A 22,268-nucleotide genomic window follows, 5' to 3' on the forward strand; every position below is an offset into this window, starting at 1 on the left:
CTCCCCGGCTGGTTATGCATGGAGAGCGAACGATGGCGGATCCACGACGCGTCGACCTGGATGAGATCGTACTCCACTTCCACGAGTTGGAGGACCCCCGCTCCTCGATCAATCTCCAGCATCCCCTGACCAGCGTCATTGCGATCGCCTTGATGGCTATCCTGGCCGGCGCCGCCGGCCCGACCGCGATCGCCAGGTGGGCTGTCATGAAGGAGGCGTTCCTCGTCAGAGTCCTGGACTTGCCCAACGGCATCCCACGCAAGGACGTCTTCCGTCGTGTCCTCATGGCGCTGAAGCCCGATGCCTTCCAGTCATGCTTCGCCGGATGGCTGCGGTCCTTGCGGGCGACAGCGGAAGCGGAGACCGGAATCGAGCAGCCGGTCCTGGCCGTGGACGGTAAGACGGCGAGGCGGAGCCACGACCGCAAGAACGGCCTGGGGGCCCTGCATTCCGTGAGCGTCTGGGCGAGCGAGTACGGCCTGTCGCTGGGCCAGGTGGCCTGCGCCGAGAAGTCAAACGAGATCACGGCCATCCCCGAGCTCTTGAGGCAGGTCGACATCGAGGGGGCCATCATCACGATCGACGCGATGGGGACGCAGAAGGCCATCGCCGAGCGAATCGTCGAGGGGAAGGCGGATTACGTCCTGGCCTTGAAAGGGAACCAGGGGACGATGCATCAGGTGGTCATCAACCACATCCTGGAGCAGTGGGAGGACGACTTCGCGGGTGTGGATGCCGGCCGGCATCAGACCGTGGAGTCGGGGCATGGCCGTCGGGAGACGCGGACCTACATTCAACTGCCCGTGCCCCAAGACCTACCGGGGCTCAGGTCGTGGAACGGGCTGAAATCGATCGGTATTGCGGTCTCCGAATCGGTCCGCGACGGCAAGGTGACGGACGAGGTCCGCTACTACATCAGCAGCCTGGCGATTGATGTGCAGCGATTCGCCCGCGCCGTTCGGTCGCACTGGGGCATTGAAAACGGCTGCCACTGGACTCTGGATGTGACCTATCGCGAGGACGAATCGCGGATCCGCGAGAAGTGCCTCCGAGAGAACATGGCGTGGCTGAATCGCCTCAGCCTCTCGCTGTTGAAGCAACATCCCGGCCGCGAGAGCGTAGCCATGAAGCGGCGGAGTTGCGGCTGGAGTGAGGAGTTCCTGTTGCAAGTCATTGTCGGATCAACGAATTAGTGTGCGCTGGCCCTGAGCGATCGGGCAGTACCACCCCGATCCCTCCAACTGCGAACGGACAGGGCAAGCGACTCCATGTTGTGCGCGAGGAATAGGCACACCCCCCTGAATAGGCCCTTGCTGGCGCCCGCCAGAGCCGATTCCTGGGAAAGGCGCTTATGGCTCCACGCCCGGACAGATCGAGCTGGGCTGAGGCCAATCCTCGTGTGGCTTTCTCCAGCAGTGCGGTTCCGATACCCGACCCTATTCAAGGAACGAGAATTGCATCCCAAAATCTCGCCAAGTTCTCATAGGCCATGAGTGGCATGGCTTTTGCGTTGTCCCCTCCAGGACGACGCACGACGGGAGAGGGTACAAACCATGTCGATGCAGAATTACTGGGCCAAGCGGAATTCCAGGGCCGGCCACACCATGTTTGGGACGGGCGGCGACCCACGCGACCGCTATTCGGGCGGTCGAAAAAACGTGAGGGAAGACCAGGACATCCGAATTCACCCCGTGCCAGGCGCGTTTGGGAGTAGTCGAGCGCGCGAGGAACCTGAAAACTGGCCGACTTGAAGAGGCCTCACCGTACGGACTGACAACAACATGGTAATGACCCGCCGCGCCAGGTCGCACGGCGGGTCTTCTTCGTTTTTCATCCCATACAGCGCCTGCCAAAAGCGACCACACATGCAGACACTCAGACGCCTCGATCGATAATGGCCCAAGGCGACAGCGCCAGGGGAGCGGGACGACCCATATCAGCACAATCCAGCGGAGGTCGCTGACCTGACCCACCGTGAAAAACGTAAAAAAGCCAAACTTGGGTTGCAAAAAGTTCCATTATGTCACAGTTCGTCGTGCCCACTAGCCCCTTTGAACTGCGGACGGAACACGTATCATCAAGGGGCGGGACATCGCGCCTGACGATCCCATTCGCACGCATTTCGTGAGATCGATTCCACCATCGTCAATCCGATTCGACCCTGCGATGTCCACAACCCCTGCGATCAAGACGCTCACCAGTCGCCGACGCTGCCGTCTCGATAGAAGCTCCGGAGAAGGACTTCCTGTTCGAATGGGTGTTTCTTGATCGCTTCCTCGTCGATCTCGACCCCCAGACCGGGGAGAGTGTTGGGGTAGACGATGCGTCCCTTGGGTTCGATGGTGAAGCCCTCGCGGACAACGTCGGAACGCCAGGGAACGTCGTCGAGAACGGCTTCGCAGATGATGTAGGAAGGTGTGGCGAAGCCGAATTCGAGCGAGGCAGCGGTGCTGACAGGCCCTTGGGGATTGTGCGGAGCCAAGGCCACGCGATAAGCCTCGGCCATTGCAGCGATCCGCCGGGCCTCGGAGAGACCGCCACAGTGGGTGATGTCGGGTTGGAGGACGCTGCAAGCTCGACGTTCCAGCAGTTCGCGGAACGCGTGCTGCGAGACGAGGCGTTCGCCGGTCGCGATTGGGGTCGAGACGGAGCGCTGGATGAGGGCGATGTCCTCAATCGTCTCGGGCCAGCAGGGTTCCTCGAAGAAGTAGAGGCCGAAAGGCTCGAGGACCTTGGCGAAACGGAGGCCCATCCGGGGGGAGGGGCGGGCATGACAGTCGACCATGATGTCGATGTCGTCGCCGACCGCATCGCGCATGGCCTTGACGCAAGCCTCGGCGTACTTCAAGGGGCGGAGCCCTTCGAGCGGCATGGTCTCGGGGACGGCCATCGACTTGAAAGCGGTAAAACCCTGCGCGACCGCGCGTTGGGCCAGTTCGCCAAAGCGGCGGGCATCGGCGGGATCGGTCTGATAGAAATCTTCCATCCGGCCGCCGCCGAGGTGGCAGTAGAGCCGAATGTGGTCGCGGACCGCCCCTCCCCACAGCTTGTGACAGGGAACCCCGTGGATCTTGCCGACGATATCCCAGAGGGCCAGGTCGATACCGCTGATGGCCGTCCCGCGCACGATGCCGTTACCGTGCCAGAAATGCTGGCGATACATCATCTGCCAGAGGTGTTCAACCCGCGTGGGGTCTTCGCCAACCAGCAGTTGCGAGATATCCTCGATCGCCCCAACCACAGCGCGGGTATGCCACTCCAGGGTCGCCTCACCCCAGCCGTGGAGACCCGGTTGGTCCGTCTGAACCTTGACGAAGATCCAGTTTCGCATCCGCGCATTACAAACAAATGTTTCAATTTTCGTAATCTTCATGAAATCTCTCTTTGACTCATAACACCCGGCATGGCCGACTCCGGTCCTATCAAGGAGCCCAGCATCGGTCGCCTCCAGGGTGAAATCGATCTCGGCTTCGGTGCCCGCTCCCCGGTTTGGCGGCCAAGGGGACATGACAGACCTTGCGGGCAGTCAGGGCTTTCGGCGGTCGCGGGCATCGCACGGCATGTCATGGTTTGAGACCACGTCATACCAATTCCAGAGGGCGCGGTCCATGGAGTAGGCCCCGAAGGTTAAACCTTGGCGGCCGAAGGGGGCCATCAGGTGGGGAACCACTCGGCGATCTGAGCGGCGATATTGTCGGTCAGCGACTCCAAGGAGCCAGCGGCCAGGACGGCCACGTCGGCCTGGTAGATCCCGCGACCATAGGCGGACGCGGCCGGTAAATAGCCAGGTTGCCAGCCGTTGACCAGAGTCAGCACCACGATTGACGCATGGGGGGTTCGCCGCCGCAACTCCACCTGCAAGTGCTGGTAATGTTCGGCCCCCACAGCCAGCCAGACGGCGCCACCAGTTCTCCAGAGCAAGACGTCGAACGGGAAGGTAGGGCCGGGAGGAAGGTTGCCGATCCGGACGAGTTGCCGGTCCATTCGCTCCACGAACGCACGGCATTCAGCGGCCCGGGCACGATCATCACGGTCCAGGGCGTCTCGCTCTTCGCACTCCCAGCGCGTGCGATCCTGCCGGGTGGATTCGAGGGTGGGGAGATCGGGGCGGTAGGGAAGGTCGACGGTCCATCGCTTCAGGTCCCAGGCTTCCAGGTCGCGAAGGCGGTTGGCATCGAGCGGGGCGTGACGCCAGGTGCCGATGACCGCCCCCGACTCGACCGGTCCGGCGTACTCGAAACGGGTCTGCGGCGGGGGCATCCCTTCGAGAGCCGAGAGCGCGGCGTGGCCGAGTTGCCGGCCATTGCGGTCTGCGACGGCCGGGTCGCCCACGAAGCCTTCACGCGGCCCGAGTTCCCCCGAAGCCCCTTGCAAGAAGAGGCAAGGGGAGCCAGTGGCTTGTTCGACGACCTCGCGCATCGCTCCCGGGAAGTCGGGGCTGATAAGCGTATTCTGCCAAGCCAAGGTGGTCGGGTGGCAAGCGTAATTGACCAAGGTGGCGAGCGTGCGCCCCTCTGCACTGGTGGCACGGACGAGAACGACCGTGTCGTCGGCGGGGCCGTCGGGATTGAACCCGCAGACAAATCGACCGCCAGCCTCATCGAAGGTATCGCGATGGGCGGCGAGGTTGCAGCGGCCCGTCGCATAGCAGAGCGTGGCCGGTTCCGCCTGGGCCTTGGCCTCGGCGACGAGGTCCGCCAGTCGCTCGGCGAGATCGGCCAGGTAGGGAGCAATGAGTTCACCCCCGGGGCGGTCAGCGCGTCCTGTGTCCATCAGGCCAGCCGCATGCGTGTGTGAGAATGCGACAAGCAGTTGCTCCCGAGCGGTCCCCGACTTCGCCGCCACGATCTCGAGGACCTTCTGGGCCTCGAGGTCCCAAAGCAGGCAATGGTCGAGCGCAACCAAGACGATACCCGCCGACGGGCGGCTCGGCGGCGCGATGAAGGCCGCCGTGGCCGTGAGCGGCCGATGCACCCCGGTGGAGCGTTCATGGGCGGCGGCCCCCCACATCCGGTGATAGATCCCCACCGGGGGAGTGACGTCACCTCGTGCCACGCCGAACGAACAGAGGCTTTGCGGAATTTCCAAGGGAGTCGGCATAATCAATCCGTGGAATCAGATGGTGTCGCGATCGGCGTCGAAGATCAGCCAGCACGCCCCGGCCACGATATGGATTGCGGCGAAGAACGTGAGCACGGCATCCCAGGACCCCGTGATAACGACAAGCTTGGGAACGATGATGGGGAAGAGGATCGATCCAATAGCCCCGGATGTGTTCATGATTCCGAAGACCTGCGGAGTGTTGCGTCCCCCCAGGTCCATCGTGAGCGCATAAGCGCAAGGTCCGGCCAACGCAGCGGAGAAGGCCCCGATGCTCAGGACGAGGACGGCCAATCGGGCATCGGCGATCGGATAGGCCAGGCCAATCAGGAGGGTCGCCAGGAGCATGCTCGCCACGGAAACCCCCTGGCGGGCGAGCCGGAGGCTCCCCGTCCTCGCCAGGACCCGATCCGAAAACCAGCCTCCGGCCAGGCAGCCAAGCATGGTCGTCCAGTGCGGCAGGCTCGTGAGCAAGCCCGCTTCCCAAACGCCTACCCCCCTGGTCTCGTGCAAATAGGTCGGGAACCAGCTCAGGTAGAAGATGGCCGCGGCCGCGCGGAAGAACTGCTGCAAGACCAGGCCGAGGACCGCCCGATTGGTCAAAAGGGTACGCCAGGCGATCGGATCAAGTCTCTGCTGATGCGACAGTTTCTCCCCTTCGGAGATGAACGCAAGTTCCGCCGGGTTAACCGAGGGATGTTCGCGGGGGGTGTTGCGGAACCAGAGGGCGAAACCGAGCGCCCAGATCAACCCTGGCAGGGCGTAAAGCAGGAACATCCATCGCCACGACACATAAACAAGCACAAACCCTGTCAAGGCCGCCCCGATGCCCCCGCCGACGCCCATGAAGCTGGTCAGGACCCCGCTGACCCAAGCGCGTCGCGAGACCGGATACCAACGGCTCAGTATGCCCGTGGACGAGGGGAAGATCCCGGCTTCGGCGGCCCCCATCGAGAAGCGGGCCACCAGGAGCAAGGCAACTCCGTGCGTCGCCCCACAGAGCCCGGTGGCCAGCGACCAGGCGGCGGCGAAAACAGGGAGGGCCCGCCGGGATCCCCAAGTCTGGTCCAACCCTGCGGCGGGCATCTGAAAGAGCGCATAGGCCAAGAAAAAGGCGCTCATCACCAGACCCATCTGCGACTCGGTCATCCCGAGGTCGGCGCGGATCAATTTCTCGGCCACGCTCAGGCAGCCGCGATCGATATAGGCGATGGTCGTGGCAACGCAGAGCCAGACTAAGACGAGATGCCGGACCCCCGATGCGCCGGCATTGGCGGACCGATCGTGAAAGAGGATTCCCTCCTCCCTTGCGAGGTCCGCAACACCCGTCGCCACATTCACGTTTGCGTCTTGCTCCAAACCAGCCCCCCGGGTTGATGGCCTGATTACGCCAGGATTTCGCGAATGGGCATACCGTGGTCGATCTCCAGTCGCTTGCGCCCTGGGATCTCCAATTTACGGCTGTCCAGACCCAGGAGGTGGAGGATGGTCGCGTGGACGTCGGTGACGTAGTGGCGATTTTCTTCGGCGTGGAAGCCAATCTCGTCGGTCGCACCGTGGACCACGCCCCCTTTGATCCCGCCGCCGGCCATCCAGACCGAGAAGCCGTAGATGTGGTGGTCGCGGCCGTCGCTCCCTTGCGAGCCGGGGGTCCGGCCAAACTCGGTCCCGAAGACCACGATGGTCTCGTCAAGCAACCCGCGGCGCTTCAGGTCGGTCAGGAGCCCGGCGATCGGCTTGTCGATGCGCCGGCAGTTCTCGGTGTGGTTGGCCTTCAGGCCACCGTGGGCATCCCAGGCCCCGGCCCCACCGCCGCCGTCCTGCACCTGGACAAACCGGACCCCGCGCTCAACCAGTCGCCGGCAGGCCAGCATCTGGGCACCGAAATCCTTCGTCTTCGGGTCGTCGAGGCCGTAGAGCTGTTGGGTCTCCGCCGTCTCGCCCCGGAAGTCGATCACCTCGGGCAGCGACCCTTGCATCCGGTAGGCGAGCTCATAGGCCTTGATCCGAGCGGTCAGGGTCGGGTCGTCGGGATACTCGACGGCGCGGAGGCGATCCAGGCGATCGACAAGCCCGAAGCCGAGCCGCTGCTCGGCGTCGGCGATGTCCATCTCGGGGCGACCGTAGTCGAGCGGGTTCGCGGGATCGATCCGGATCGGGATCGCGTCGTGTGCCGGCCCGAGGTAATGGCCATCGCTCTTGTTCCAGTATTCCCGGACGCCCATCGAAATATACTGAGGCAAATTGTCGTTGAGCGAGCCGAGACCGTAGTGTGCCCACGCCCCAAGGTTGGGAAACTCGCCGTCGAGCATGTGCCGGCCCGAGTGAAATTGGGTCTGGGCGCCGTGGTTGTTGTCGGTCGTGTACATCGAGCGCACGACGGCGATATCGTCGATACAGCCGCCGATGTGCGGTAGCCAGTCGCTGACCTCGATCCCACTCTGGCCGTATTTCTTGAAGCCGATCTGGAGCGGATAAAGCTTCGTACGCGACTGCCCGTTGGCGTCATTCACGACGACAACGCGGGCCAAGGCGAGCTTCTTCGGATCCTGCGTCCCCTGGTAGGGGGTCTCTGCGATGGTCTTGCCCGCGTATTTGTTCAATTCGGGCTTCGGGTCAAACGTCTCCATGTGGCTGACGCCACCGTTCATGAAGAGCCAGATGACCGACTTGGCCTTGGCCGGGAAGTGGGGACGACCGTTGGGGGGCGTCCAGACCCCGTCAGAGGCTCGGGCAACCCCGTCGCGCTGGAGCATCGCCCCCAGGGCGAGGCCGGTGAACCCCATCCCCATGTCGGCGAGAAAACGGCGACGGTGGACCCCGGGGCAGGTGCCTCCGCCTTGCTGGATCAGGTCTCGCATGGTTCGCGCGTCCGTTGTCATCGGATGGTGATGAAGTCGTTGTGGTTGAGCAACGACTGCACGAGGATCTCGCGGGCGCGGCGACCTGGCGTGGTCGCGCCTCGCTTTTCCAACAGTCTCTTCAGGTCCAAGAGGGCTTGCTCGCAAGCCGCAAGCTCAACGGCCGTCGGCGCGGTGCCCAGGAGCATCCGGAACGCCTCGGTGGCGAACTTCGCGTCGGAAGGTTCGCCGAGCCGATCCTCCAGTCGGTTCGCAATCTTCGCCGCCATGGTCTGCGCGAGGCGGCTGTTCCAGAGGGCCAGCGCCTGCACCGGGACGACGCTCTCACCACGACGGTAACAGTCCTGCACGCTGGCATCGTCGAAGGTGGAGAGGAACTTGTTGTGGTCGTTGTGCGAATGCACGAAATAGAGGCTCCGCCGGGGAGACATCGCCTCGGTCTGGGGGACGGGCGGGCCTCCCCCTTGATCGGACAATTCGCCGGCCAGGTGGAAGAGGCTGTCGCGGACGACCTGCGCCTCCATCCGGACCGGGTTCATCCGCCAATAGAGATGGTTTTCCGGATCGCTCGCCAAGGTCGCAGAGTCCGCTCCGGCGCTCGAGGAACTGCGGCGGTAGGCGTCGGAAAGGACGATCATCCGATGGAGCCGCTTCATGCTCCAGCCGTTCTCCATGAAGTCGATGGCGAGCCAGTCGAGCAACTCGGGATGAGTCGGCTGAGCCCCTTTGCGGCCGAAGTCGAAGACGGTCGATACCAGCGGCTTACCGAAGTGGCGTGCCCAGATATGGTTGACCGCGACGCGGGCCGTGAGCGGATTCTTCCGGTCGGTCAACCAATTCGCCAGCGCAGTGCGACGGCCGGTGCTCGTAGCGGGGAAGGTCAGGACATTCGGAGCGCCGGTGTCCGTAGGGGATTCGGCCGCCTTCACCGCCCCCCGGAGTGGGGTGTACTCCTCGCTCTCCGCCTCGAACGCCTTGCGGGCGGCGGCCAAGGTGGCGGTCGCGACCTCATGCTTCTTCCGGTTGGCCTCAGCGTCCTGGGCCTTGGCATCCACCTGCAATTCGACGCGTGCGAGTTCTTCCTCGGCCTTGGCCAAGGCTTCTTGCCGCTCCGCATGCGCCGCCTTGATGGCCAGTGCCTTCGCGTCTTCGGCCGGGGGTTGTCGATGGCGAGCGCGATCGGCAGCGGCCCGCGCCTGCAAAGCTTCCGGCTGTGCCAGGGCAGTTGCAAGGACCTTCTCGGCGAGCGTCACTGCGGCCTTGGCTTGAGCGACCGGCGTTTCACCTTTGTACTGAGGCGAATCGACCGCGACCAGCTTTTCCCCGGGAGGGAGAGCCGCCAGTTCCATCGACCTGAATTCCGCCTTCGCCGCAAAGGTGACGAGCGAAATCGCCCCGGGGGCCCGTTCGACGGGCAGCCGGTAGGCCAGCGCATGTTCGCCGTTGACCGCGACGTTCACCAACGGCCCTCGAACGCTGACGGTCAGCTCATACGGCTCGCCAACCTTGATCGACCGGCTCAGGGTCCCTCCCGGCGGATAGAAGTCTTGACCCGCTTGCCGGTAGGAGACTTGCAGCTTGGGACCGCCTGCGTGGGCACTCAGATAAACGAGGACCTCGCGTCCTTCGGCCGAGTCAAAGCTCAAACCGACCGATCTCCAGGGTTCGCCGCCGGTGATGGTGAACCGGAGGCTCGCGCGGAAGTCGGTCGGATGATTCGACCTGGTCCGTCGCATGGAACGGATCTCAGCCGGATTATCCTGCACGAGCTTGCCGCCCTTGTATTCCCAAAGGCCGGCCGTCGTCTCCCAGTCGTCGGGGCGAGGGATGGCGAAGTTATCCTGAAAGCGGTAGCTCCCCGCGCCCTCCGACCGGTCAGCGGTGGCGGTAGCCGCGTTCTCATCCGCCTCGGCCGCAGCCCGTTGGTCTCTTGCCTTCGCCAAGGCCGCCTGGGCCATTGCCACCCGAGCATTTGCCGCCTTGAGCTGGTCTTCGAGCACAAACGGACGCAACCCCGGCCGCGAGGCTTCGACCGGCAGTGTCACGGGCTTGATCTCAAGATCAGTCCAGGCCAGCAATGCCGGAATCCCCGGCTTGAGCGGCTGATCCTTCAGCGGTTGGGCCTCGTTGCCGCGGTCAAAGCGATAAGTTGGAGCATCGAGGTTGCAGTCGAAAACGCGAGGTAGGCCCCCCTTCTCGAAATCGAGCTCGCCAGGGACTTGGTCTGTCCGGACCTGATAGGGCTCGAAGAAGGCGCGGAGGCGGTAATAATCGTTGTGGCTGATGGGGTCGTATTTGTGGTCGTGGCACTTCGCACAGTTGAACGTCAAGCCCAGGAAGGCCTTGCCGGTGTGCTCGACGACCTCTTCAAGCCAGGTGTTGCGGTTGAACTTGAAGTAGTTGCGGGCAAGGTAACCGGTGGCGCGAAGCCGATCGGGGTCGTCGGGGGTCAGCTCGTCGGCGGCGATCATCTCACGGACCATCTGATCATAGCCTTTATCGGCGGCCAGCGACTCGATGATCCAATCCCGCCAATGCCAGATATGTTTCTGGCTGTTGCGAAGCTCGGCACCCAACCCCCACCAATCGCTGTATCGCCAGATGTCCATCCAATGTCGTCCCCACCGCTCGGCATACGACTTACCGGCGAGAAGGCGATCGACCATCGCTTCGTAGGCATCAGGCGAATCGTCGGCCAGGAACGCGGCCTGTTCCTCAGCCGTGGGGGGAACGCCGGTCAAGTCAAGGTAGACCCGGCGCTGCAACAGACCTTTCAGAGCCGGGGGTTGCGGGGTCAGACCTTTCTTCTTCCAACTTGCGGCGAGGAACGCGTCGATTGGGTTCCCGCTGTGCGTGGCATCGATTGACGGGACTGAGGGACGAATCGGGGCACGGAAGGCCCAGTGATCGCGCGGGTCGGGTTCAAGAGAATCGTCAGGGGGGGCGACGGCCCCTTGATCAATCCATGTTTTGATCAACGCAATTTGCTCGGCGCTCAACGCCTCGCCATCGCCGGGGGGAGGCATCCGCCCTTTGCCTTCTTCAGTGATGAGGTCAACCAGCAAGCTTTCGTCGCTCTTGCCCCGCTCGATCACCGGCCCGCTGTCCCCCCCTTCGATCAGGGACTTCACCGAGTCGGTGCGGAGCTTGTTTTTCTGCTTGAGGGCTCCGTGGCAGGAATAGCACCGGGCCGAGAAGATCGGTTTGATCTGCTTGACATAGTCCACCGTCTCGTCGGCCAGCGTCGTGCCTGCGGCGAGTGCGAACCAGAGGACGGTCATGGGGGTAAGAGCAGAACGCATCCCGGTGAATCTCCATCGTTTCCCGCCAACCGATGCGATAGGCAGGGTGGTCGAACGGCCGGGGAGTCTGATGAATCTCCGCCGGAGGACAACCGTGATCTGGATACCTTACCGAAAAGGCAGGGGGCTCGTCACCGATGCAACGGCGAGGAATGCCCCCCGGAACATGCTACCGCGCCAAGGCGAAGGCGGCTCCCAGTTGGCTTGGGCATTTCCGTTTCAGTAGGCGTCGGCGCTAATGATCTCGCCCCCTTTGGTCGTGCTGACGCTCATCCAGGTCACGATGTTGATCGTGTTCTTGATGAACTTCACACTGCCGTCACCGAAGAGGGTATTCACACCGCCGGGGTGCCGCCCACGCGAGGCGAACATTCGGGGCTGGGCGTTAGAATCGGGGAAGATACAGGGCGGGTTGAGCATATAACCGCTCTTGCAATAATCCGACGAATAGATGACGTCAGGGGCGGTGCTATTGGGGGGAAGATAGGTCGAAAAGCCCGCGGCATCCCCCCACCAGGTGAACCCGCGAAGGTCGGTCCCTTGCCCCATGATCACCTCCGAGGCGAGGAGGGTGTTGCTCAGGCCATCGGGGATGTCGGCGAAACTGTAGACGCCGGGCCTGCCATAGATGTTCGTGAACGGGGCCCCACCATGCCGGACTCCGTTCAGTTCCGCCTGCTGATCCATCGCCGTGTTACCGTAATTGACCGCGTAGCTGTGCGACGTTACACCAAACGACGGCGCATTCGGCGTGTCAGTCGGGCAGGTCAACGTGCCAATCCTGCGATTGGTGACCGTGGTCTGGATGGCGCCGAAATAGTAGGTGGTCTGACCGACGTTGTAGCTCGGAGAAAACGAGAAATTATAGCTATTCTGAAGACTTTGCTGCTCGAGATAGGGCAAGATGAAGACCATCCACGACCCCCAACAACAGTCGCTCTTGCCGGGGGGCAGCGAGTTGATCGCGGAATGATAATTGTGCATCGCGATTCCAACCTGCTTCATGTTGTTGACGCATTGGGCGCGCCTTGCGGCCTCGCGTGCCGCCTGCACGGCCGGGAGCAACAGCGCGATCAAGACGGCGATGATGGCGATGACGACCAGCAGCTCGATCAGCGTGAATCCACGACACCGGCGTTTCATTCTTTGACTCTCCTTCATGATTACATAATTTCTGCGTTCCTGTACACTCACTTCTTCAGGTCGAAATCGAACGTGTTCGGTTGCCCCGCCTTGACCTCGGCGTTCAGAGTGCTCGAGGCGTTGTACTTCTTGGGGACGAGGTCCGGGGGAGACGGTGGAGCCTTCCCTGGTCCACCGTCGGCCGAAGCACCTGTCAACTTCGGAGGGCTGGTGATGATCACCCGATACCCCCCAGCAACCGGTCCCTCATGGCGAGGGATGGAGTATTTGCCGTCTTTGATCGCCGCGCTGGCGAAGGTCCCCTGATTGGTTTCGGGCCGAAGCTGGATCATCCCTTCCGAGAGCGGCTCCCCTTGGAGGATGACGCTCCCCGAGACCTCCTGGCGCGGCAGGTCGTCACCCGCACCGCCGCAACCCCCGAACAAGGCGAGGACGACGATCCCTGACGACAGTCGCCGCCAATCGGCGCCGAGCGAGGAGCCCATGCGAATTCGCCTCCGATTTCAAGTGCCCAGGCCGCAAACCGACGGGCTTTCGCCCGCACTTTATCGTTAAAGAGAAATTAAGAGACGAACCAATGGCCGTCAAGTTCTATATCGGAAGATTTGTCGATTTTCTCTTCGCGAGGTCGACCCCGAAGAGGAATCCTCAAGATGGGTGCAAACGGGGAAGGCTGCATGGATGTGTAGGCACGTCAAGCACTGCCACGACGGATTAACCTGGTGGGGAAGACGACCTCTGGGGTGTCGAATTTGCCATTTTGGATGTAGGTGAGGAGGAGTTCGGCGGCGCGTCCTCCCATCTCAACGCCGGGCAAGGCCACGGTCGTGAGGGGGGGGTCGACGTACTGGGCGAAGTCGAAGTCGTCGAAGCCGATAATGGACAGGCTGGTTGGGACCTTGCGGCCGAGTTGCTTGGCGGCCTGGATTGCGCCGACGGCAAGCACGTCGTTGGCGCAAAGGATGGCGGTGACGGTGGGATCGTCGCGGAGGACGGCTTCCACCCTGTTGCGGGCCCCCTCGACGGTCTCGCGCTCGACTTCCCAGACCTTGCTCCAACGGCCTCCGCCTGCGTAGATCGCCTCTTCGTAACCGGCGATCCGCTTCTCCACGGCGGGCCAGAGGCGGTCGGTCGCGAGGAACCCAATCCGCTGGTGTCCTTCGGCCTGGAGAAAGGCGACAGCGGCAGCGGCTCCCCCTCGGTCATCGGCCAGCACGCAGGCGGCGGTGGGAGCCTCTGCGCGATCTTCGATGAGGACGAAAGGGGAACCCGTGCTCGCGAGTTCCTCGATGTGTTCCGCCCGCCGATCCGGCGAGCCGGAAAGGTGGACGACCGCGCCGTCGAAGCGCCGCTGATGCACGAGACGTCGGAACACCCCGCCGGCCTGGTCGGGATGGAACCCCTGGACCAGGAGCCCATAGTCCTGCTGCCGGAGTGTGTCGACCATTCCGCTCAGGATGGCGACGTGGAAAGGGTCGGAGAGGAAGCGGACCGCCGGGTCGATGGTGAGGAAGGCGATGGTCTTGGTGCATTGCAGCCGCAAGCCCCGTGCCTGCACGTTGGGCTGATAGTTCAGATCGCGGATCGACTGCACGATGCGCTGACGGGTCTCCTCCCGCATCTGCGAGGTCCGACCGTTCAGGACGTTCGAGACGCTCTGGAGCGAAACTCCAGCCTGTTTCGCCACGTCACGCATTGTCACGCTCATGAAAAATCGCACCTTGCTATGATACCGGGGCCTTGTCCGAGGTCACTTGAAAAGTAACCAACGGAGCGGCATAAAAGCTAGATGGATGCCGTTATTTGAGAATGAGTAAATTCTCCACCGCCGCGAGATGAAGTCTCCGACGCAACGGGCCCAGGGCGTCCGGCCAGAGCCGACTCGCCTCCCCAAAGCACGTCGCGGCCCTGTGACCTCGGCCCCGGTTTTCAATCGACGGCACCACCCCGGCAGTCACGTTCCGGCGACGGCCCCAAAGCCCCCAGGACACCTCCAGTGGTGCATCCGGTAGATTCGTTGGCTTCTGGTGGCCCGACTGAGATCCGCCAGCAATCGTCGGAGGCACCACGAAGCGGCGACCTCGACTCATGTGCGCCTGGATGATTCAGGATGTCCGAGGTGTCACGGATCTTGCGGATGCCAACGATTGCGCGAAGTCTCCGACGAACAGCTCGCGAAGCAGTCGTCAGTCTGTAGACGGCGGGGAAACGTCGAGCCGGTACAACCGGAGCGCCCCGATGCTGCCGCATACCAAGGTCGCGCCATCCGCCGAGAAGTCCAGTGCCGTGACCGGGCCGTCGCCCGCCGAGAGGTCCCAGCGCGAATCCCCCGTCGCAACATCCCAGAGCCGAACGGCCCCATCGAACCCTGCCGTGGCCAACTCCCGAGACCCAGGCGCAAAGGCAAAGGCCTGGATCGCTGAGCGACCGTCAAACTCTTTGAGAAGCCGGCCCGCGTCCACATCCACGTCCCAGAGGCGAACCATCCTCTCGTTGTGACTGCAAGAGGCGAGCATTCGGTCGGCCTCAGCGAACGCAAGCGAGATCACTTCAGACCCATGCGCACGGAATCGGGGGAATTGACGCCCTTGAGCCGAATCCCAGAGCCGGACCGTCCCATCAACAGTCCCGACGGCCAAGGTCCGGCCGTCGGAAGCGAATGCCAAGCTCGTGACACCGTCGAGATCAAGCTCCGGCCCCACACTCGGAGTCGCCTTCGTCACGTCCCAAAGCCGAACGCCCAGGTCGTCGGCCGTGGCCAAGGTGGTGCAGTCTCGGCTGAAGGCCAGCGGCTTGGCCATGCCGCCTCGAGACGGGATCTCGACCAACCGCCGCCATTGGACCAATTCCCAGAGCGAAACGACCCCTGCGGTATCCACAACGGCCAGCTTCGAGCCATCGTGAGCGAACAAGGCCCGGACAATATAAGGCCCCTGGGAAGCGCAGACCCTGGCCCTGGATAAGCGAGAATCCCAGGTGGTGTAAGTACCGTCGGCGTTACAACCGTAGATCGTCCGATCGTCGGCAGAAAGAACCAGCGCTCTGACACAGCTACTGAACCCGTCGTAGGTGGCAATGGCCGCCGGTACCGACAACGACGATCGAGACTGGCCTGCGAGACCGACGAGCATCAGAGTCAACATGAGGGCCAGGCCGCGAGTGATAACCCTCACCCGGCAAGGGACCCCGCCCCAGTCGTCATGAGCTTCGACCTCTTTCTCGGGGCCTGGGTCGCGCGGACCTACCGTTCGTCGGGGTCTGGAGAACATTCCGCACCTCGAGCGTGAGGGGGTAAAGCTCGGATCGGCCGCCAATCAGTCCGGCAAGAAGCGAGTCGAGACCTCCCCGCTCCCTTCAGCCCCATTTCTCGGCAGCTCGGTCGTTGTGGGTCACGTTCCAGGAAACCATGCGAGAAAGGAGTCCGACGTGCCTCAGCAGTCCTCTGAATTTCTCTATCGACCCGCCCGGTCAGGCCAAGTCGTCCACGACCGAACAAGCCATCTTGCCCCCACAATAACCACGCCAAACGACTCGTCAAGAGACCATGAATCAAAAATCGATATCCATTCATACTACGTCTGATGCTTGGATTCACCAATGGTATGATTGCCGCTGTCTCCCGCCATTTCGCGACGACAGAGCCGGGGCTCCAGCAAAGCGCATGACGCACAACCACGCTCATCCATTCACGAAGTTTTGATTACTTCAGTTCTGAGCAACGCTCTGGATCTCCTAACCACTCAACACTTAAGCCCTGAGGAGGCAACCTACTCCCCCACCGATTGGTCATCGATGAGAGGAGTGGGCGGCCCCTTCAGGGCGACTTGTTTTTGGCTCGATCCGTTCTCGGGCGGACTTGGAGTGGCCCCACTGGGGCTGAGGAGAACCCAATCAATCAATTTAATTATTTTGACTCTTTCCAAATAAAAACCACTCCAGACTTCTGACCATCGCCGTGACACGTCTGTGATCTGCGTGCAAGGCTGCAACACAAAACATATCCAAATTCAGCGACGAGAGGCGCAGACCAAATCGGCTCGACCCGCACCCCTCGGCCGTTGCTTTAGACCTTGAGCAAATCCTTCGCCTCGGCGACGCCCGGCGCGGGTCGGCCGCATTCGCTGGCGGTCACGCGAGCAAGGGCGACGAGCTGCCGCCAGCGGAAGGCAGGGCGGGTCGAGGTGAATTCCTCACGAACCGTTCGATAATACTTCTCGGCGTGGAGCGCCCCATCTTCGCTTACGGCATATTTGAGCAAAAGCGCGAACACAGGCGCGGGGTCGTGGCCGAGCGTGCCGTAGCGGTGGACGAGCGCGGAGGCAATCTCTTGCTGATTCGCCTGGATCGCAGATTCGGTCTCGTTCAGCAGACGCTTGGGTTCGGTCGTCTTGACGGCTTCGAGAACGTCGGCAAGCGGGCGCGGGGTCCACTTGCGGAAGTCGGCGTCGCGGCTCTGGCGGTCGCGGGCCACCTCGTAACCGGCAAGGATCAGGCAGGCGGCCGCGTTTCGCGGGTTGACCACGCGTGCCATGTTCCGCCAGGCATTGACTGCATCGCTCGCATGAACCCCGACCGAATCCCCGTGGACGCTCCCTGAAGGCTTGCCCGGCGAAGCCCAACGCTCGGGGCGGCCGGCGTCGCGCAGGACGAGTTGATTCGCCGCCAGCGCGATCGCCTCGCCGATGTCACTCGGGTCGATCCCGTCGGCCAGGGCCGCGGCGACCGCATCGGCAGCCGCGGGCGGACTCGACTCAAAGATGGTTTTGCACATCGCAGCGACCCAGTCGTCGCCGGGCCGCTTCGTGCCGGGTTCCGACCTCGGGAGATGGTGCTCGTCAAACAGGCGAGGCAAGAGAACGCGGGGTCCATCAGGCTCGACCGAGTGATTGCCGTTACGCTCACTCTTGACGCAGTACCGAACCGATTGACGAAGCATCGTATGGGCCTGTTCCTTGCCGACGACGTCAAGCAGTTCCCAGGCGCGGTAGGGGAGGACGACGCGGTGGACCTCGGTATGGTCCTCAACGGTAAGAAGTAGGCGGTTGAACGCCTCCTCGGGAGAGCCGGCGGCAATCGCGGCGAAGGTGCGCTCGGCCTCGTTCAGGTCCTGGCTGCGCACGGCATCGCGAAGCGCTTCACCAGGATCATGCCCGCCGGAGAGCACACCCGGCTTGACCGTCTTCAGCACTTCCGAAGCGCGGCCGCCATGCTCATGGATCCGGTTCGTATTGCGGTAGAGCACCTTGAGGACCGGCAGTGCCTGACGGTCTTCCGGGAGCTCGCGCGCCATGTGATAAGCGGGGGCGAGAGCCATCAAGGTGTGGAAACCGATGTAGTCCTCACCGCCAAACGTTCTCGCGTTGGCCAGCGCCGCGGCGGCCACGAGTTCCTTGAGCTCGGTCCCCGCACGGAGCTTCTCGACGAGCACCGGGACCAGGCTTTTGACGGACGTCTCCTGCATCAGACTCACAAGCGGCTCGAGCCCGCCAAAGGCAAGGCGTTCGCCGCCATCGCCGTCTCCATCGGCCCAGGCAGAAGTGAGCCCCATATCGAACGCCGTTCCGAAGCCGACGCTCGCGACCAGCATCCCTCGACCGACGTTTCCCAAGAACTCCCGACGCTTGTGCGGTGTGCCCATCGTCTTTTGTCCTTATTCACGTGAAACGAGAGGAATCTCCGTTAGCCCGGATCGTTGACGATTCTATCAGGATTGGTGGTGAAGACCTCTCTTTAATCTCCAGATACCCAAAACGGCAAACGCGTACAAGTCCTCCGTCTCCGACGCCTGAGTTGTCTCGTCGTTTTCGCGCCCGGCCAGTTGGCTCAACCGTGCCCGGTTCGGGCCAGATAGCGATCCCACAGCGTCCCCAGCACCAGCGCGGCCCCCGCAGTCATCCGGTGGTCCACCACCTCCGAGACCTCCGAGAATCCCGGGTTAATCTCCACCGTCGGCACGCCCGCCCGGTGCGCCCGGAAGACCGGCGAAGCGATATACGGGAAGACGCTGCTGGTGCCGACCGAGATGACCAGGTCGAATCCACGGCCCAACTCGCGTTCCAGCAACGCCAGTTTCTCGACCGGCAATTCCTCACCGAAGAGGACGACGTCGGGGCGAACGATCGCGTCGCAGCGCGGGCAGAGTGGCAGTACATCCAGGTGCGTGAAGTCCTCAACCTCCTCGCGGTAGTCGCAACGGGTGCAGATCAGGACGTGCAGGTCGCCGTGGATGTCGATAACCTGGCGCGAGCCGGCTCGGCGATGGAGTCCGTCAACGTTCTGGGTCAGAGTCCAGACCGCCGCGAAACCGTCCTCCATTGCAGCGATGACCTCATGAGCTCGGTTCGGTGCCGCGCCTCGGCACGTCCGCTCCAGCTCAATGAGATACTCCCAGGTGACCTCCGGATTCCGACACATCATCGAGCCTGACAGGACTTCTTCGATCGCATCGCCGTGACGGGTCAGGCGATCGTCACCGTAGAGCCCGCCGACGCCACGATAGGTCGGCAGCCCCGAGTCGGCAGAGAGCCCCGCGCCTGTGATGAAGAGCAGACGCCGGTCGGGCCGCAACAGTTCAACGACGTGGTCGATCGTACGAGAGTCGGCCTCGGTCAAGAGCATGGCGATTTCCATCCGAATTCACAAATACAACAATTAGCACAAAAGCATTTATCCCGTTCCAAAGACGTCCGGGCCGGGTCCGTGATTTCCATCCCGTCACCCGCGCTTCCCTAGTCCGATCTCCTTACAGAGCGACGGGACAGGGACATAGAAGGTCATGTACCGCCGGCCGTCCGAGTAGAGGCTGCCTTGCAAGTCCTCGACCAACACCGTCGCCCGCCTCGTAATCCGATTAACCCTACCGACCCACCGCCGTCCTTCGTGTTCGAAGCTGACTCGGTCGCCGACCCGGACCTGATAGACCTCGGCGGCCAGCTCGCGCGGTGTCACCAGGTCGTGAGTCGCTCCCTCGTGCCCGAAGATCCGCCGCGATAGGGCATGGAAGTTCGCGGCCGCGCAGCTCGACCGGCCCCAGGCGAGGAACTCGGCCAGGTGAAGCAGCTCATGCTCGAAAATCCGCTGGAGGACCTCCAGCCAATCGCGACAGACCAGCCCGCCGACGCTGACCGGCCGCCCTGGCTCCTGGAAGTTCTGGAACAACAGCAGGGTTGAAACGGCGATCTCGTACTCAACCCGCTCGATCACCCCGGCCGGAGTCCGCCGACGTTCCCGCCGCATGTAGGTCTTGCCGGCCGAGCGGGTCATCCGGGCCGAGAGCCGCAGCGCCACCTCGCCAGCCCCGTCCTCACGGAGCATCCGGCGCAGTAACCCGTCGAAAAACCTGGCGTCGTAAAGCCCAAAAAGCAAGTGCAGGTCGGCGGTCCCAAGCACGATGAAGTTCCCGGTGCGGACCTGCTCCGACCGGCGCAGGATCTCCTCATAGATGTGACCGTTCCTCAAAGCGACCTCGTCCGCAGTGAGGTGGAGCGACATGAGGCAAGCCGGACGATCCACCTGCGCTGTCCTATGAGTCAAGTGTGGATCAGGATGGCTCATAGGGTGTCTTCGATCGGGCTTCCGGAACAATCGAGGGCCGACCCTCTTATTTCAGACGAGCTGACCGGGGGATGCAAGCCCGTTGGGCACATCGCCTTGGTCTGATCAGCCGGCCGGGCCGCGCGGGCTGTCAGGATCAGACAGCCCTCCCGTGGGGCGACGAGACAGTCTGCATAGCTCATCCCAACTCCTCCAAGGCAAGCTCGACCAGACCGGCCATCCTGCTGCCGAGAATGCGACGACCAACTCGGGCAGTCACTTGAGCCAGGGGGCGGTCGATCAGGGCCGCTTTGTCGAGCAGTGTGGCAAGATTATGCACGGCCCGTTAGGCAAAACCCTCGCCCCAGAGGGACTCGAACCCTTCAATCCCGCGTGCGCGATAGGTAGGGGCAGCGGCAGTTTTTCAGCTCGGCCTACACTTCCTCTTACATTACAGCGCGTACCCCTTCCAAAAGCCGAGTTGGAGGCCTGACGCTCCTCTCTGGTTCGAAGGACGACCAGCCCTCGAGCCACCCGCTGACGCCACCCCGAAGAGTCGAGTCGACCAAGTCGAAGCCCAGAGCGGCAGCCAGGTGGATCGTCACCATGCCGCCGACCCCGAACGCATGGATCGTTGCCGGGAATGCACGACGAACACCTCGGAAGGCGGTGATCGTTCACTTCCTCTGAGCACCCTCACTATTGAGCAAGTGGGGCACCAAACCTCCGACCGTCAGTTGTGTGGTCAACCCAAGACACGGGATAGCGTCCAGGTAGTGATCCAGCCACGAACCAACGCGTGTCGCCGGACAAAAACCGTTCCCGACGTGGGCCTCGAGGACGGCAATCATCTTGCCAAAGCGCTTACGCTGCTGCCGCTACGAGTCACTTGGTTAAAGAATGAAGTCCGACGGTAACGGGAACCAAAACAGCCTAACCGCCGCAACGAACTCCTTCAAACACCTCAACCGCCAGCTCACGATATCTTGAGCGAGCATGCGAAAACGCCATCCTCCAAGTAAATTTTCAGACTGGCCGCACTCGCGTACCGCAGGCAATCCATTATCGATTGCGTTCCGACAAAGAGACGGCCGTTTCCCATGCTCGTTGCAAAACAGCAAAACCGCCGTCGTCAGCCTGAGCACGAACTCAGGCGATCGTCGGCCCCAAACACACAGCCGGAGGTTCTTGAAGCTCTGGCCGACAAAGCACCTAAGTCCACAAAACGCTTCAATGGGGCCACAGCTCAAAGGCCGTGGAAACATTGGCTCAACGATCCAATGTTTTAAAAATTCACAATCTTCAATGGGGCCACGCCAGATCGGCATGGGATCGCGACTGCAATCGCCTGACCATACAGTAATTCCGACGATTGCACAACTCTCCTACGGTCGCATTGCTGGAGTACTCAATGCGGGAGGTTTATCTCGAGCGTCCCCATCACGACGCGATCCCTCAAAAAGGATGAGCGTCTTCCCAATAGCTGACGCTCTGCACGCGACCGGACAGTCGCCAACCGAGGGTCGCAGCAAAGGCCACCAGCATCACCCCCAGCAGGATGATTGCCCAAGCGGGGAACTTGAGATGTCCGCTCAGCCATGCCATGGTTTGCACCTTTCCGTTTACGGTTGGAGATACATAGCACACGTTTAAGAGACTAGCGGCAATAGCTCACTCCAGTCAAGCCGCGATTTAGGATCCAATGTAATTAAAATTCACAAGAAGCTTGTTTTTCTCGCTGCGGTCGCCTACCCTCTTAGCTTCGACCTCATGGAGGAGTTCGGATCTGTGATCGTAGACAGCGTTGTTCTCAACCTCTTAACAACGGCATCCTGGGCAGCCCCGATTTCCTGATCTGGCGCGAGGCCTGCCAGCTCACCGCCAAGAGTCGCAAGAAGTTCTTCGAGGCGTACGTAACTTGCAAGGCAACGGTCGCCATCCACCCGACCTACGGCTACAAGACGAGCTACGGCCGGATGCTGGAAACCCAGGCCCGCATGCATTTCCGCTTACGTCCGCGGCGAACCCCTGCGCTACACCAGCTTCACCGTGCGATGAGGACCGGGCAGTCCCATGGCCTACCTGGTCGACTACGACATCGCCGACCCCAAGCGGCTCCGCAAGGTCGCCTGGGCCTGCGAGGACTTCGGGCTCCGGAAACAGTATTCAGTGTTTTTTTGTCGACTATCGGCGACCGACCTGGTACGACTACGCAGCCGTCTTTATGACATCGTCGACCTGGACAGAGATCAGGTCCTGTTTCGTGCCACTCTACAAGCGGTGCGCGGGCCTGATCAAGGCAATCGGGCGGCCGATCGAGCCGCATGAT

15 protein-coding genes are annotated in these 22,268 nt (G+C 62.4%); 2 read left to right on the plus strand and 13 right to left on the minus strand.

Annotation, left to right across the window (positions count from 1 at the left end):
- The first annotated feature begins 32 nt into the window (after nucleotides 1-32).
- Entirely contained in the window at nucleotides 33-1,193 is a 1,161-nt protein-coding gene (locus SINAC_RS13420) for an ISAs1 family transposase (RefSeq protein WP_015244219.1), read from the plus strand.
- Nucleotides 1,194-2,194: 1,001 nt separating this feature from the next.
- On the opposite strand, the gene dgoD is transcribed toward SINAC_RS13420, so the two are convergent.
- From dgoD to SINAC_RS39850, 13 genes are all read right to left on the minus strand, one after another.
- A complete protein-coding gene (gene dgoD / locus SINAC_RS13425; RefSeq protein WP_026011995.1) occupies nucleotides 2,195-3,373 on the minus strand; it encodes a galactonate dehydratase in 1,179 nt (392 codons plus the stop codon).
- Between the two features lie 281 nt (nucleotides 3,374-3,654).
- On the minus strand, nucleotides 3,655-5,100 hold the full coding sequence (locus tag SINAC_RS13430; RefSeq protein ID WP_015246187.1) for a neutral/alkaline non-lysosomal ceramidase N-terminal domain-containing protein: 1,446 nt from the start codon (nucleotides 5,098-5,100) through the stop codon (nucleotides 3,655-3,657).
- A gap of 15 nt (nucleotides 5,101-5,115) precedes the next feature.
- Nucleotides 5,116-6,441 carry an MFS transporter gene (locus tag SINAC_RS13435; RefSeq protein WP_015246188.1) on the minus strand — a complete coding sequence of 442 codons (1,326 nt, stop codon included), beginning with the start codon at nucleotides 6,439-6,441 and terminating at the stop codon, nucleotides 5,116-5,118.
- A 44-nt stretch (nucleotides 6,442-6,485) separates the two neighbouring features.
- Nucleotides 6,486-7,961, minus strand: coding sequence for a DUF1501 domain-containing protein (locus tag SINAC_RS13440; protein WP_015246189.1), 1,476 nt, complete (start codon nucleotides 7,959-7,961; stop codon nucleotides 6,486-6,488).
- A 17-nt stretch (nucleotides 7,962-7,978) separates the two neighbouring features.
- A complete protein-coding gene (locus SINAC_RS13445; protein ID WP_015246190.1) occupies nucleotides 7,979-11,263 on the minus strand; it encodes a DUF1553 domain-containing protein in 3,285 nt (1,094 codons plus the stop codon).
- Between the two features lie 219 nt (nucleotides 11,264-11,482).
- Complete coding sequence (locus SINAC_RS13450) at nucleotides 11,483-12,406, minus strand: DUF1559 domain-containing protein (RefSeq protein WP_015246191.1); 924 nt, start codon at nucleotides 12,404-12,406, stop codon at nucleotides 11,483-11,485.
- Between the two features lie 47 nt (nucleotides 12,407-12,453).
- The gene (locus SINAC_RS13455) at nucleotides 12,454-12,891 is read right to left on the minus strand and encodes a hypothetical protein (RefSeq protein ID WP_015246192.1); all 438 of its coding nucleotides are present in this window, start codon (nucleotides 12,889-12,891) and stop codon (nucleotides 12,454-12,456) included.
- Nucleotides 12,892-13,100: 209 nt separating this feature from the next.
- A complete protein-coding gene (locus SINAC_RS13460; RefSeq protein ID WP_237722530.1) occupies nucleotides 13,101-14,114 on the minus strand; it encodes a LacI family DNA-binding transcriptional regulator in 1,014 nt (337 codons plus the stop codon).
- A gap of 478 nt (nucleotides 14,115-14,592) precedes the next feature.
- Complete coding sequence (locus SINAC_RS13465; protein WP_015246194.1) at nucleotides 14,593-15,675, minus strand: WD40 repeat domain-containing protein; 1,083 nt, start codon at nucleotides 15,673-15,675, stop codon at nucleotides 14,593-14,595.
- Nucleotides 15,676-16,469: 794 nt separating this feature from the next.
- Complete coding sequence (locus SINAC_RS13470) at nucleotides 16,470-18,044, minus strand: hypothetical protein (RefSeq protein ID WP_015246195.1); 1,575 nt, start codon at nucleotides 18,042-18,044, stop codon at nucleotides 16,470-16,472.
- 185 nt (nucleotides 18,045-18,229) lie between these two features.
- Complete coding sequence (locus SINAC_RS13475) at nucleotides 18,230-19,024, minus strand: SIR2 family NAD-dependent protein deacylase (RefSeq protein WP_015246196.1); 795 nt, start codon at nucleotides 19,022-19,024, stop codon at nucleotides 18,230-18,232.
- A 96-nt stretch (nucleotides 19,025-19,120) separates the two neighbouring features.
- Complete coding sequence (locus tag SINAC_RS13480; RefSeq protein WP_015246197.1) at nucleotides 19,121-19,918, minus strand: SprT-like family; 798 nt, start codon at nucleotides 19,916-19,918, stop codon at nucleotides 19,121-19,123.
- A 1,476-nt stretch (nucleotides 19,919-21,394) separates the two neighbouring features.
- Nucleotides 21,395-21,544 (minus strand): hypothetical protein, encoded by a 150-nt coding sequence (locus tag SINAC_RS39850; protein ID WP_020466204.1) that lies wholly within the window; start codon nucleotides 21,542-21,544, stop codon nucleotides 21,395-21,397.
- 468 nt (nucleotides 21,545-22,012) lie between these two features.
- Here SINAC_RS39850 and cas2 point away from each other — a divergent pair, with 468 nt between their 5' ends.
- Nucleotides 22,013-22,267 carry a CRISPR-associated endonuclease Cas2 gene (cas2, locus tag SINAC_RS13485; RefSeq protein ID WP_015246200.1) on the plus strand — a complete coding sequence of 85 codons (255 nt, stop codon included), beginning with the start codon at nucleotides 22,013-22,015 and terminating at the stop codon, nucleotides 22,265-22,267.
- Nucleotide 22,268 lies beyond the last annotated feature (1 nt).

The organism is Singulisphaera acidiphila DSM 18658 (assembly GCF_000242455.2).
In the GTDB taxonomy this organism is placed as follows: Bacteria; Planctomycetota; Planctomycetia; order Isosphaerales; family Isosphaeraceae; genus Singulisphaera; species Singulisphaera acidiphila.

What these genes read in the sequence shown, in the direction of transcription:
- SINAC_RS13420 (WP_015244219.1), top strand. Translation starts at nt 33, where the DNA reads ATGGCGGATCCACGACGCGTCGACCTGGATGAGATCGTACTCCACTTC.
- dgoD (WP_026011995.1), bottom strand. Translation starts at nt 3,373, where the DNA reads ATGAAGATTACGAAAATTGAAACATTTGTTTGTAATGCGCGGATGCGA.
- SINAC_RS13430 (WP_015246187.1), bottom strand. Translation starts at nt 5,100, where the DNA reads ATGCCGACTCCCTTGGAAATTCCGCAAAGCCTCTGTTCGTTCGGCGTG.
- SINAC_RS13440 (WP_015246189.1), bottom strand. Translation starts at nt 7,961, where the DNA reads ATGCGAGACCTGATCCAGCAAGGCGGAGGCACCTGCCCCGGGGTCCAC.
- SINAC_RS13445 (WP_015246190.1), bottom strand. Translation starts at nt 11,263, where the DNA reads ATGCGTTCTGCTCTTACCCCCATGACCGTCCTCTGGTTCGCACTCGCC.
- SINAC_RS13450 (WP_015246191.1), bottom strand. Translation starts at nt 12,406, where the DNA reads ATGAAACGCCGGTGTCGTGGATTCACGCTGATCGAGCTGCTGGTCGTC.
- SINAC_RS13455 (WP_015246192.1), bottom strand. Translation starts at nt 12,891, where the DNA reads ATGGGCTCCTCGCTCGGCGCCGATTGGCGGCGACTGTCGTCAGGGATC.
- SINAC_RS13460 (WP_237722530.1), bottom strand. Translation starts at nt 14,114, where the DNA reads ATGAGCGTGACAATGCGTGACGTGGCGAAACAGGCTGGAGTTTCGCTC.
- SINAC_RS13465 (WP_015246194.1), bottom strand. Translation starts at nt 15,675, where the DNA reads ATGTTCTCCAGACCCCGACGAACGGTAGGTCCGCGCGACCCAGGCCCC.
- SINAC_RS13470 (WP_015246195.1), bottom strand. Translation starts at nt 18,044, where the DNA reads ATGGGCACACCGCACAAGCGTCGGGAGTTCTTGGGAAACGTCGGTCGA.
- SINAC_RS13475 (WP_015246196.1), bottom strand. Translation starts at nt 19,024, where the DNA reads ATGCTCTTGACCGAGGCCGACTCTCGTACGATCGACCACGTCGTTGAA.
- SINAC_RS39850 (WP_020466204.1), bottom strand. Translation starts at nt 21,544, where the DNA reads ATGGCATGGCTGAGCGGACATCTCAAGTTCCCCGCTTGGGCAATCATC.
- cas2 (WP_015246200.1), top strand. Translation starts at nt 22,013, where the DNA reads ATGGCCTACCTGGTCGACTACGACATCGCCGACCCCAAGCGGCTCCGC.